Below are 11,234 nucleotides of genomic sequence, written 5' to 3'. Positions count from 1 at the left end.
CGAAAATGAAAAGGTTCGTAATCGCCACGTGCCAGCGTTCGAACTGCCAAAAGGCGCACGTAGGAATCGATCCCGACCCATTCGTAGCTCGGCAGCWWTTTCGAKCCSGAACAGATGGCCGAGGCGATGCTGAGCGTGCGATTATAGACTCTCGGCGGTGCGGGCACCTCCGCGTGGGAGCGCTGCTGCTTGGGCTTACCCGCGCTCGTCGTTGTCGCCGCCGATAATCAGCGCGAATGGGCCGACCGGCTGGCGACCTTGGGCGTTGCACGGGTGGTGGAGCCGACCCTGGAAGCGTTGGCATCCGGCCTTACTGACCTGCTAGACGATGCGGCGGCCCGCGACAGTATGGCCCAGGCCGGGCGCGCGCTCATCGATGGGCGCGGGGTGGATCGTATCTTTCTGGCCCTCTCCCCCGGCGAGCCGATTCTAGAGGGGCGCGTATCGCTGCGTCTGCTCGAAGCCGAGGATCTCCCGCTGCTCGAAGCCTGGCGCGACGATCCCAGCACCCGCCCCTTCGCTCGCCTCACCAGCGAAAGCGACCGGGCTAGTATTTGGGAGCTCGGCGCGCTCGATGATCCCGATGCGCTGCTGCTGCTTGCGGTCGCCGATGGGACGATGGGACAAACGCCGGTTGGCTTTCTGCGGCTGGATCGCTGTGCCGCGCCCGTGCCGGGGTGGGAAGTCGTGATTGCAACGGCCCCGAACCATACGCGGCGTGGCATTGGCCGTGCCGCGCTGCGGCTGCTGGGGCGCTTGATGCCGAAAGATGCGATCTTGGCCCATATCCCAATGGGTGATGAGGCTTCCCATAGTTTTTTTCGCGCGCTCGGCTATATGCCGATTTCAGAAGAATGGTACCGTGCAAACCATTCCCCGATTTGAGGATTTCCAATGATCTCGAGCTTCTCCATCGCCGGTCGCCCCATCGGCCCCGATCACCCGCCCTATATCATTGCGGAAATCAGCGGCAACCATAATGGCGAGATCGCCCGCGCCAAAGAATTGATCTCGATGGCGAAAGCCTGCGGGGCCGATGCGGTGAAGCTGCAAACCTACACCGCCGATACGATCACCATCGATCACGACGGTCCCGGCTTTACCATCAAAGGCGGGCTTTGGGACGGGCGCACGCTCCACGATCTTTACGGCGAGGCCCATACGCCGTGGGAATGGCACGGCGAATTGTTCGATCACGCTAAGGCCGAAGGCATCGCTATTTTCTCGTCGCCGTTCGATTTCACGGCCGTCGATCTGCTGGAAAGCCTGAACGCCCCCGCGTTTAAGATCGCGTCTTTCGAGATGATCGATCTGCCGCTCATCCGCCGCGTGGCGCAAACCGGCAAGCCGATGATTATTTCGACCGGCCTCGGCAATTTGGGCGAGATTTCGGAAGCGGTCGCCGCCGCCAAGGGTGCGGGCAATACGCAGCTTTGCCTGCTGCATTGCGTCTCGGCCTACCCCGCCGCCGCTGAAGATTATAATCTGGCGACCATCACCCACTTAGGCGCAGCCTTCGGCGTGCAGCCCGGCCTGTCCGATCATACTTTGGGAACGGCGGTGCCGGTGGCGGCAACCGTGCTGGGGGCGACGGTGATCGAAAAGCACGTTACCCTGCGCCGCGCCGATGGTGGGCCGGATGCGGCTTTCTCGCTGGAGCCGGACGAGTTGAAGCGTCTCGTGGACGATACCCGCACCGCCTGGGCCGCCAAAGGCCGCATTACCTACGAGCAGCAGGACGGCGAAAAGGGCAATGCCCAGTTCCGCCGCTCGCTCTATGCGGTCGCGGATATTAAGGCGGGCGAGCAACTGACGCCGCTCAACGTCCGCTCCATCCGCCCCGGCTTCGGGCTTGCGCCGAAATTCTACGAGCGGGTGCTGACCCTGACCGCCCGCACCGATATCGCCCGCGGCACGCCGCTGGACTGGACCCTGCTGGCCTAGTTTTAAGGATAACATCCCTATGAGCTTCATTCCCTACGGCCGTCAGGAAATCGACGAAGACGATATTGCCGCCGTCGTCGCCGCGCTGAAATCCGATTGGTTGACCACCGGCCCAAAAGTCGGCGAGTTCGAAAAAGCCTTTGCCGAGTTTACTGGCGCAAAGGAAGCCGTTGCCGTGTCCAACGGCACCGCCGCACTGCATTGCGCCATGCTGGGGGCCGAAATCGGACCGGGCGATGAGGTAATCGTCTCGACAATGACCTTCGTTGCCTCGGCCAATGCCGCCGTTTATATGGGCGCAACCCCAGTGTTCGCCGATGTGCTGCCGGATACGCTGACCATCGATCCCGCCGATGTCGCCCGCAAGATCACGCCGAAAACGAAAGCCATCGTCGCGGTCGATTACTGCGGCCAGCCCTGCGATTATGATGCGCTCTGGGCCTTGTGCGAAACCCACGGGCTGAAGCTGATTTCCAACGCCTGCCATGCGGTTTGCGGCTCCTATCACGGCAAACCCATCGGTACGCTGGCCGATTTCTCCACCTTCTCGCTGCATCCCGTGAAGCATTTCACCACGGGCGAAGGCGGGCTGATTACCACCGACGATCCCGACCGCGCCCAGGCCATGCGGATTTTCCGCAATCACGGCATTACCTCGGACCATCGCACCCGCGCCGCCACGGGCGGCTTCACGTACGAGCAGATCATGCTCGGTTACAACTATCGCCTGACCGACATTCAATCGGCCCTCGGCATTTCGCAGTTAAAGAAGCTGCCGAAATGGCAAGAACGCCGCTGGGCCATCGCAAAGCGTTACCGCGAGGCTTTCGCCGAAATGAACTCGGTGCGCCCGCTCGCCGAAGTGCCGCACACCCAGCACGGCTACCATCTGTTCGTCGTGCGGATCGACCCGGAAGGCTCCCGCCTGACGCGCGATGAACTCTTCCCGATTCTGCGGAACAACCACCAACTCGGCGTGAACGTGCATTATCAGCCCGTCCATACCCAGCCCTATTACCAGCAAACCTTCGGCACCAAGCTCGGCGATTGCCCGGTGGCGGAAGCTGCGTGGCCGCAGATCCTCACGATTCCGATTTGGGGCAATATGACCGACGCGCAGGCGGACCGCGTCATCGAAGCTCTGCGGGTAGAAACCAGCGGCCGGGCGGCGGCATGACGGCATTTTCTGCGCTGCCGCTCTATCGCGGCGGCCCGATTGTCGGGCGCTTGGGCCTCGGTACGGTCGCGCTCGGCCTCGCCTATGGCGTTGGACCGGACGCGGTTTTACCGCCGGAAGCCGATGCAGTGGCGACGCTGCGCGCAGCCCGGAGCGGCGGTGTGGATTTTTTTGACACTGCCCCCGCTTATGGCGACGCCGAGCGGCGCACCGGCCTTGCGCTGGGGGAGGATTCGGGGGCGGTTATCGCCACGAAAATTCTCTTGCCCAAGGACATCAGCGCCTTCGAGCTTCCGGCCTTCGTGCAAACGTCAGTTGCGACCAGCTTAAGTCGCCTGAAGCGCGGCAAGCTGGATATGTTGAAAATACACAACGCGACTGCCGCCGATATGCAGAACCCGGTTTTGCTGGCGGCCTTACGGGCGGAAGTCGACGCCGGGCGGGTGGCGGCCTTGGGGGCGTCGGTCTATGGGCCAGAGGATGCCGCCGCCGTTATCGCGACCCCTGGCTTCACCAGCGTCCAGATCGCCTTTTCGGTGCTCGATCAGCGCTGCCGGGCCATCTTTGCGCAGGCGGACGCCGCCGGGGTTGGCCTCGTCGTCCGCTCGGCCTTGCTGAAGGGTGCCCTCTCCTTCCGCGCGCGCTTCTGCCGCCCGCCCTGGCCCCGCTCGCCGAGGCGGTCGACCGGGTTCGCACGCAGGCAGGCTGTCATTGGGAAGAACTGCCTACCCTGGCGCTGCGCTATGTTTTGTCAATCGGGGCACCGATCTCAATCGTGCTAACCGGGGCGCAATCCCAGACCGAGCTGAGCGATGCCCTCGCCGCCCTCGCCCTCGGGCCGCTGCCGGCGGATCTGATGGCGAGGCTCGACGGTTGCGGCTTGACCGACGACGCCCTGCTCAACCCGGCGCGCTGGCCGAGCTTAAGTTAATTGGCCCAAACGGGTTGCGTCTTTTGCTCTCAGACCTGATATTTCTCTCAGTTCTCTGACCGGAAGGATTCGCCCCCAATGCCCCATGACACCCCCTTGATTTCGACCATCGTTGGGGGCCTCGTGTTGGCGTTTATTTTCGGGGCTTTGGCGCATCGGCTGCGGTTGCCGCCGCTCGTGGGGTATCTGTTTGCCGGGGTTCTCGTCGGCCCGCACACGCCGGGCTTCGTCGCCGACCAAAACCTTGCGCCGGAACTGGCTGAAATTGGCGTGATTTTGCTGATGTTCGGCGTCGGGCTGCATTTTTCGCTGAAGGATCTACTGTCGGTGCGGGGCATCGCCGTGCCGGGGGCTTTGGCGCAAATCGCGCTTGCCACGTTGATGGGCTGGGGACTCGGCAGTTTGATGGGGTGGCCGATCGGTGGCAGCCTCGTATTCGGCCTTGCGCTGTCGGTCGCCTCGACGGTCGTGTTGTTAAAAGCCCTGCAAGAACGCCGCTTGGTGGAGACCGAACGCGGCAAGGTCGCGGTCGGCTGGTTGATCGTCGAGGATCTGGCGATGGTGTTGGCCCTCGTGCTCATCCCCGCCGCCGCCAGTATTGCCGATGGTAAGACCAGTACGAACGACCCGCTCGCGGCGCTGATTAGCGGCTGGCTGGGGCTCGATCTCGGCATCGGCGGCATCATCGGCTTAACCTTGCTAAAAGTGGTCACATTCGTCGGCGTCATGCTGATCGTCGGGCGGCGTGTCATTCCCTGGATTTTGCACTGGATCGCCCACACCGGCTCGCGCGAACTCTTCCGCCTGGGCGTGCTCGCCATTGCGCTGGGGGTGGCGATGGGCTCGGCCAAACTCTTCGGCGTCTCTTTGGCCCTCGGCGCGTTTTTCGCCGGAATGATCCTGGCGGAAAGCGAACTCAGCCACCGGGCCGCCCAAGAAAGCCTGCCGCTGCGCGATGCTTTTGCCGTGCTCTTCTTCGTTTCGGTCGGCATGCTGTTCGACCCGGGGATTATTCTGCGCGAGCCGCTGCCGGTCTTGGCGACACTCTTCATTATCGTCGTCGGAAAATCGGTCGTAGCCTTCGCGGTCGTCCTGCTGTTTCGCCAGGGCGTCGGCACCGCGCTCACCATCTCAGCCAGCCTCGCGCAGATCGGCGAATTCTCCTTCATCCTCGCCGAATTGGGCGTCGGGCTCGGCCTGCTCCCGGAAGCCGGGCGCGATTTGATCCTAGCGGGGGCGATCCTCTCCATCATTCTCAATCCCGCCGTTTTTGCCGGGTGCGAGCGCCTGCGCCCGCTGCTGGAAGCCCGGCTCGCCCGCCCCGTGCCCCAGGCCGCCGCCACACCGAGCGCGCCGGAGCCGGTCAAGATCGATCTGCCACCCCAACCGAACTGAGCGATCACGTGATTCTCGTCGGTTATGGCCGCGTTGGCAGTCTCGTCGGGGCCGATCTTGCCGTCGCCGCTGTGCCGTTCCTCGTGATCGAAGACAGCGATACTCACGCCGACGCCCTGAAAGCCGCCAATATTGAACTCATCGTCGGCAATGCCGCCGCGTCGCAGGTTTTGGACCGCGCCAATCTGGCCGGGGCGCGCTGCCTCGTCGTCGCCATCCCCGACCCGTTCGAGGCGGGCCAAGCCATCGAACAGGGCCGCAAGCTGAACCCAGGATTGCAGATCATCGCCCGCGCCCATTCCGATGCGGAAGTGGCGCATCTCACTCGCCTTGGGGCCGATCAGGTGGTGATGGGTGAGCGTGAAATCGCCCGCTGCATGATCGCCGCCCTGCTGCCCGCGCCTGTGCCACAAACATAGCAGAGGTTCGGCTGAAATCCGTATCACCTGCATTGGACAGGTCAGCCTCGCGTGCTAGCTTATTGGCAGATTTAGGTTAACTGTCCCGTTTTGGGCTGAGGATCGACCATGACCGAGCTTGCACTCTTAGGCGGTAGCCCCACGATTTCCACGCCGTTCAAGCCGTTCCGCACGATGGGCGCGGGCGAGGTGGCCGCGGTTCAAGCGGTGGTGGAAAGCGACTGCCTGTCGGGCTTTTACGGAAGCTGGGGCGATGAATTTCTCGGCGGCCCGAAGATCAAGGAATTCGAAGCGGCCTGGGCGAAAGCTTTTGCGGTTAAACACTGCGTGTCGGTTAACTCCGCCACCTCCGGCCTCTATGCGGCTTTGGGTGCGATCGGGATTTCACCTGGCGACGAGGTGATTGTTCCGCCCTACACGATGTCGGCCTCCGCCGTTGGCCCGCTGGTCTATGGTGGCATTCCGGTGTTTGCCGATATCGAACCGGAGACCTTCTGTCTCGATATCGCCTCGGTCGAAGCCAATATCACCGAGAAAACCAAGGCTATCGTGGTGGTGAACCTCTTCGGCCATCCGGCGAACCTGCACGCGATGCGCGCGCTGGCGGATAAGCACGGCATTATCTTGATCGAAGACAATGCTCAGGGGCCATTCGCTACCGAAAACGGCAAATTCGCCGGCACCATCGGCCATATCGGTGTGTTCAGCCTGAACTACCATAAGCATATCCACACTGGCGAAGGCGGCATGTGCGTGACCGACGATGATCGGCTGGCCTTGCGCATGCAGATGATCCGCAACCACGCGGAAAATATCGTTGAGCCGACCGAGCATGACGACCTCGCCAATATGATCGGCTTCAACTACCGCATGACCGAACTGTCGGCCGCCGTCGGCATCGTGCAGCTCGACCGTGCCGAGGAGTTGATCGGCAAACGCATCCATATCGCCCATCGGCTGACCGAGGGCACGAAAGACCTGGAAGGTTTCGCGCCGCCGGTCGAACGCCCCGGATCGCGCCACGTCTATTACGTCTGGACGCCGAAGATCGATCCCGCCGTGCTGGGCGTGTCGCGCGAAATGCTGGTGAAGGCACTGGCTGCCGAAGGCGTGCCGCTCTATCCCGGCTATGTGCGCCCGCTTTATCTGCTGCCCGCCTTCCAAAAGCGCATGGCGATGGGCCGCGATCATTTCCCCTTCACCCTCACCAACCGCGCCTACGGCAAGGGCCTCTGCCCTGTTGCCGAAGAGATGCATTACACGCGCCTGCTGGCCTTTGAAACCTGCGCTCACGATCTGAGCGAAGCCGATATCGACGCCATCATCGCCGGTATCCGCAAGGTTCACAGCCAGCGCCATAAGCTTATTCCGCAGGCTGCCGAATAGGATGAGCCAACGGATTATTGCCAGCATCGAAGCCCGCATGGGCTCCTCCCGCCTACCGGGCAAGGTGCTGATGGATATTCACGGCAAGCCCGCCCTCGCCCGGCTGGTAGATCGCCTGCGGGCCTGCCAAACGCTGACCGATATTGTCGTCGCCACCTCCACCGACCCGCGCGACGATGCGATTGCCGACTGGGCGCACGCCTATGGCGTCGCGCTGTTTCGCGGCAGTGAAGAGGATGTGTTGGACCGGGTGGCCAAAGCCCAAGCATCGCTCGCCAGCGATATCGTGGTGGAAATCACCGGCGATTGCCCGCTGCTCGACCCGGAGATCATCGACCTCGGCGTTGAAAGTTTTCTCGCCAACCCGTGCGATATTCTCACCAATGCACGGATCGAAAGCTACCCCGCGGGCACGGATGTGCAGGTCTATCGCCTCGCGGCCTTGCAAGATGTGGCGGCGCGGATCGATGATCCTGCGGTGCGTGAGCATGTGACGCTGTATTTCTACGAAAACCCCAACCTGTATCGCTGTATCGATCTGCTCGCCCCCGCCTCGCTCCGTTGGCCCGGCCTGCGCTGCCAGTTGGATTACGCCGAGGATCTCGCCTTCATCCGTGCGGTCTATGCCGAGCTCATGCCGACCCACGGCCCGTTGTTCGGCCTGCCCGTGCTGATCGATCTCTTGAAGCGCAAGCCGGAACTGGCCGAGATCAACATCCATTGCGTCGAGAAAGCCGCGCGATGAGCTTGCGCACGGCGCTGATCGGCTTTGGAAAAATGGCCGATACCTATGCCGAAGATCCGATTATGGCGCAGCATTATCGCTACGTCGCCCATTCGCAGGTTCTGGCCGAGCATACTGCTTTCGCTTGGGACTGCGTGATCGACCCGTCCGCTGAGGCGCGTGATCGGGCGAAAGAGCGCTGGAGCATCCCCCAAACTTTCGCCACCGTCGCCGAAGCGGCTGCGGCGGGCTATACGCCCGATTGTTTGGTAATCGCAACGCCGCCGTCCTTACGCGCTGCGGCCCTAGAGCCCTTCCCCTCCGTCAAAGCCATTCTGGTGGAAAAGCCGCTCGGCCCCTCGCTGGCTGAAGGCGAAGCCTGATGGCGCTGGCCGGTGCGCGCAAGGTGATCGTTCAAGCCAATATTTGGCGCCGCGCCGATGAAACCCTGCGGCGGCTCGCCGACGGGCTGCTGGCCGAAAAGCTCGGGCGGGTGCAAGCGGCAACGCTGATCTACGGCAATGGCCTGCATAATAACGGCTTCCATATGATCGATCTCACCCGAATGCTGCTGGGCGAGGTTGAGGCCGTGCAAGCCCTCGGCCCCGTCCTCCCCGGCCCGCACTTGCCGTTGCCGGGCGACTTCGACCTCTGCTTCGCGCTGCATCTCGCCAGCGGGCAGATTGTGCTGGCGCAGCCGGTCGATTTCCGCGACTACCGCGAAAATGGCCTCGATTTCTGGGGCAGCAATGGCCGCCTCTCGGTTTGGCAGGAGGGGTTGACCCTTCGCCCTCGCCCCCCGCCGCGACAATCGCGCCATGCGCGGCGAGCGCGAGATTGCCAGCGACGCGCCCGAGCCTCTGCCAACCACGGTCGGCGAAGCCTGTGGCGGATGTATGATAATCTCGCCGATGCCGTCGCCGGGCGCGCGCCGCTCTGGTCGCCGGGCGATAGTGCTTTGCAGGTGGAACGCGTGATCGCCGCGTTGGAAGCCTCGCTGGCGGCAGGCGGCGCAAAAATCGAGGTTTCCCATGCCTAAGGTGCTGGTTTTCGCTGAAGATCCTGGTGCCGCCAATTACGCGCTGCCACTGCTCGCGCCCCTGGGGGCTGCCCTGTGGACGGCCCCGGCTCTGCTCCCTTACCTAGACGCGCGCGGCGTTCAACCCGCTCAAGTGATCGCCGGGGCCAGTGCTGAATTGCCCGCCGATACCGAACTGCTGCTGATCGGCACCTCTGAAAACCTCCAAACGGCGGCCCATGACCTCGTGCGCCAGGCCAAAGCGCGCGGCATCCCCTCGGTCGGGATGATCGACTTTCCCGCCAACGCCGCCGCCCGCTTTCGGGGTGAGAGTTCCGAGCCCCTCGCCCATGCGCCCGACTGGTTGCTCGTAACGGACGATGGCACCGCCCGCCATTATGAAGAGCTTGGCTTTCCCGCCGAAAAGATTGGCCGCGTCGGTCATCCCCATTTCGATACCGTCCTCGCTCTCCGGGAAAAGCTGGAGTTGGAAGGCGTTGCCGCCGTCCGCCGTCGCCTGTTACCCGAGGTGCCGGAGGGGCAAAAGCTAGTAGTTTTCTTATCGGAAATCTCCGGCGGGCTCGACCCGCAGCAATACCGCTGGTCGCCCGACTATAGTCTCGACGGGCGCGGCGGGCGCGACGACCGGACGGGTATTGTCGTCGAAGCCTTTCTGGACGTAAGCGCTACGCTCGACCCACGCCCCTATCGGCTGCTACGCCTGCATCCGAAGAACACGCGCGAGGAGTTCGGCCCGCTGCTGGACGAGTTCGACGGTATCAGCCAAGCCGGAACGCCGCTGGAAATGGTCTTCGCCTGCGATCTCGTGTGCGGCATGACCACCATGCTGCTCTATGAAGCCGCCCTGCTGGGCCGCCCGACCTTGGCGATTCTGCCGCGCGCGGCAGAAGGCGCGTGGCTGCCGACGATTGCCTCCGGCATCACCCCCGCTGCCATCACCCGCCCCGCCCTCAGCCGTATGCTGCCTGCGCTGCTAAACACGGCCCAGGGCAATGATTTGCGCCCGGAAGCCTCGCTACCGCGCGCCCTCGACTTCCTCCAATCGATAAGCTCTTTAGGAGACCGACCATGAGCGTGCCCTCCCGTCGCCTGGACTCTGACCGTCTCTTCGTCGATCCCTATTCGTCGGCCTATGTGACGCCAGCCTATGTAAGTTGGCTGAACGACCCCGAGGTCGTAAAATATAGCGAAAACCGCTACCGCACGTTCACCTTAGAGGGCTGTGCGGACTATGTGGCCTCATTTGAAGGCTCCTCGAACTACCTCTGGGCCATCGTGCGCAAGGATAGCGGCCAGCATATCGGCAATATCAACGCCTATGTCGATGTTCCGAACAAGCTCGCCGATGTTGGCATTATGGTCGGCGAGCGCAGCTGCTGGGGCGGCGGCTACGGGCTCGAAGCCTGGAACGCGGTCTGTACCTGGCTCCTCACCGACGCCGGAATGCGCAAAGTGACCGCCGGAACGCTCGATACCAATATCGGCATGAAGCGCATCATGGAAAAATCCGGCATGGTCCCGGACGGTCGCCGCGTGCGGCAGTATCTCAATGGCGGGGCGGAAGTCGATATCGTCCACGCCGCACTGTTTGCCACAGCTTAAGGGCGGAAATCGGCCAGCGCCTGCTTGACCTCTTTCAGCACGCTGGCCCAATCCCCCCGTTTCGGTTGCCGGAACAATCGCGCGGACGGATACCAAGGACTATCGGAACGATCCAGCAGCCAACGCCAATCCGGTACGAACGGCAGCAGGATCCACACCGGCTTCCCCAACGCCCCCGCAAGATGGGCGACGGAGGTATCGACCGTAATCACCAAATCGAGCGCCTGAATGGCGGCAGCGGTATCGGCGAAATCGCTAAAGCCCGGCGCAAGGTCGGTCACGCCCGCCCGCGCCAGTGCGCGCTTTGCTTTATCCGACGCGCCGACTTGCAGCGAATACCAGTTAAAACTGTCAAACTTCGTAAGTTCTAACAGTGTTTCTTGTGGAATGGAGCGTTGCTTATCATTGATATGATTGGGATTCCCGGCCCAGACCAACCCTATTCTGCGACCAGCTACCTTGGCGGCTGGCGCAGAACGGAGCCCAGCCGGGGCTACAAGATAAGGGCATTGGGCATATGGCGTTTCTGGCGATTCTCCATAGATCCAAGGGAGCGACGGGAGCGCCGCGCGCAGATCGAAGTCCGGTAAATTATCATCCCCCCGAATAACCTGCGC

At 62.8% G+C, this 11,234-nt stretch carries 14 protein-coding genes; 13 read left to right on the top strand and 1 reads right to left on the bottom strand.

Going from position 1 to position 11,234, the window contains the following annotated elements; all coding sequences use genetic code 11:
* Positions 1-189 precede the first annotated feature (189 nt).
* From VZ95_RS10370 to VZ95_RS10320, 13 genes are all read left to right on the top strand, one after another.
* The gene (locus VZ95_RS10370; RefSeq protein WP_045775772.1) at positions 190-885 is read left to right on the top strand and encodes a GNAT family N-acetyltransferase; all 696 of its coding nucleotides are present in this window, start codon (positions 190-192) and stop codon (positions 883-885) included.
* Between the two features lie 9 nt (positions 886-894).
* Positions 895-1,944, top strand: coding sequence for a pseudaminic acid synthase (gene pseI, locus VZ95_RS10365; protein WP_045775771.1), 1,050 nt, complete (start codon positions 895-897; stop codon positions 1,942-1,944).
* Positions 1,945-1,963: 19 nt separating this feature from the next.
* Positions 1,964-3,121, top strand: a complete 1,158-nt coding sequence (gene pseC, locus VZ95_RS10360; protein ID WP_045775770.1) for a UDP-4-amino-4,6-dideoxy-N-acetyl-beta-L-altrosamine transaminase — start codon at positions 1,964-1,966, stop codon at positions 3,119-3,121.
* Complete coding sequence (locus VZ95_RS10355; RefSeq protein WP_045775769.1) at positions 3,118-3,903, top strand: aldo/keto reductase; 786 nt, start codon at positions 3,118-3,120, stop codon at positions 3,901-3,903. Before pseC ends, VZ95_RS10355 begins: the two co-directional genes overlap by 4 nt.
* A complete protein-coding gene (locus VZ95_RS24045) occupies positions 3,897-4,052 on the top strand; it encodes a hypothetical protein (RefSeq protein ID WP_156995229.1) in 156 nt (51 codons plus the stop codon). Before VZ95_RS10355 ends, VZ95_RS24045 begins: the two co-directional genes overlap by 7 nt.
* Positions 4,053-4,130: 78 nt before the next feature.
* Positions 4,131-5,447 (top strand): cation:proton antiporter domain-containing protein, encoded by a 1,317-nt coding sequence (locus VZ95_RS10350; protein WP_232302598.1) that lies wholly within the window; start codon positions 4,131-4,133, stop codon positions 5,445-5,447.
* An 8-nt stretch (positions 5,448-5,455) separates the two neighbouring features.
* A complete protein-coding gene (locus tag VZ95_RS27010) occupies positions 5,456-5,866 on the top strand; it encodes an NAD-binding protein (RefSeq protein WP_232302597.1) in 411 nt (136 codons plus the stop codon).
* Between the two features lie 108 nt (positions 5,867-5,974).
* Complete coding sequence (locus VZ95_RS10345; RefSeq protein ID WP_045775768.1) at positions 5,975-7,252, top strand: DegT/DnrJ/EryC1/StrS family aminotransferase; 1,278 nt, start codon at positions 5,975-5,977, stop codon at positions 7,250-7,252.
* A 1-nt stretch (position 7,253) separates the two neighbouring features.
* Positions 7,254-7,997, top strand: a complete 744-nt coding sequence (locus tag VZ95_RS10340; RefSeq protein ID WP_045775767.1) for a cytidylyltransferase domain-containing protein — start codon at positions 7,254-7,256, stop codon at positions 7,995-7,997.
* A complete protein-coding gene (locus VZ95_RS10335) occupies positions 7,994-8,359 on the top strand; it encodes a Gfo/Idh/MocA family oxidoreductase (RefSeq protein ID WP_045775766.1) in 366 nt (121 codons plus the stop codon). Before VZ95_RS10340 ends, VZ95_RS10335 begins: the two co-directional genes overlap by 4 nt.
* The gene (locus VZ95_RS10330) at positions 8,359-9,015 is read left to right on the top strand and encodes a Gfo/Idh/MocA family oxidoreductase (RefSeq protein WP_045775765.1); all 657 of its coding nucleotides are present in this window, start codon (positions 8,359-8,361) and stop codon (positions 9,013-9,015) included. The genes VZ95_RS10335 and VZ95_RS10330 overlap by 1 nt, the downstream gene beginning before the upstream one ends.
* Entirely contained in the window at positions 9,008-10,087 is a 1,080-nt protein-coding gene (locus VZ95_RS10325) for a hypothetical protein (protein ID WP_045775764.1), read from the top strand. The genes VZ95_RS10330 and VZ95_RS10325 overlap by 8 nt, the downstream gene beginning before the upstream one ends.
* Entirely contained in the window at positions 10,084-10,617 is a 534-nt protein-coding gene (locus VZ95_RS10320; protein ID WP_045775763.1) for a GNAT family N-acetyltransferase, read from the top strand. Before VZ95_RS10325 ends, VZ95_RS10320 begins: the two co-directional genes overlap by 4 nt.
* Here the strand turns inward: VZ95_RS10320 and VZ95_RS10315 are convergent.
* Positions 10,614-11,054 (bottom strand): glycosyltransferase family 9 protein, encoded by a 441-nt coding sequence (locus VZ95_RS10315; protein WP_045775762.1) that lies wholly within the window; start codon positions 11,052-11,054, stop codon positions 10,614-10,616. The two genes, VZ95_RS10320 and VZ95_RS10315, sit on opposite strands and share 4 nt — an antisense overlap.
* Positions 11,055-11,234 lie beyond the last annotated feature (180 nt).

Origin of the sequence: Elstera litoralis (assembly GCF_000963705.1) — a bacterium.
GTDB classification, from domain to species: domain Bacteria; phylum Pseudomonadota; class Alphaproteobacteria; order Elsterales; family Elsteraceae; genus Elstera; species Elstera litoralis.
The sequence above is the reverse complement of the archived record's forward strand: the minus strand, read 5'-3'. Positions and strand labels throughout refer to the sequence as shown.

Excerpts from the sequence above, each read along its gene's own strand:
- VZ95_RS10335 (WP_045775766.1), top strand. The coding sequence starts at position 7,994 with ATGAGCTTGCGCACGGCGCTGATCGGCTTTGGAAAAATGGCCGATACC.
- VZ95_RS10350 (WP_232302598.1), top strand. The coding sequence starts at position 4,131 with ATGCCCCATGACACCCCCTTGATTTCGACCATCGTTGGGGGCCTCGTG.
- pseI (WP_045775771.1), top strand. The coding sequence starts at position 895 with ATGATCTCGAGCTTCTCCATCGCCGGTCGCCCCATCGGCCCCGATCAC.
- VZ95_RS10345 (WP_045775768.1), top strand. The coding sequence starts at position 5,975 with ATGACCGAGCTTGCACTCTTAGGCGGTAGCCCCACGATTTCCACGCCG.
- VZ95_RS10320 (WP_045775763.1), top strand. The coding sequence starts at position 10,084 with ATGAGCGTGCCCTCCCGTCGCCTGGACTCTGACCGTCTCTTCGTCGAT.
- VZ95_RS10340 (WP_045775767.1), top strand. The coding sequence starts at position 7,254 with ATGAGCCAACGGATTATTGCCAGCATCGAAGCCCGCATGGGCTCCTCC.
- VZ95_RS10355 (WP_045775769.1), top strand. The coding sequence starts at position 3,118 with ATGACGGCATTTTCTGCGCTGCCGCTCTATCGCGGCGGCCCGATTGTC.
- pseC (WP_045775770.1), top strand. The coding sequence starts at position 1,964 with ATGAGCTTCATTCCCTACGGCCGTCAGGAAATCGACGAAGACGATATT.
- VZ95_RS10325 (WP_045775764.1), top strand. The coding sequence starts at position 9,008 with ATGCCTAAGGTGCTGGTTTTCGCTGAAGATCCTGGTGCCGCCAATTAC.
- VZ95_RS10330 (WP_045775765.1), top strand. The coding sequence starts at position 8,359 with ATGGCGCTGGCCGGTGCGCGCAAGGTGATCGTTCAAGCCAATATTTGG.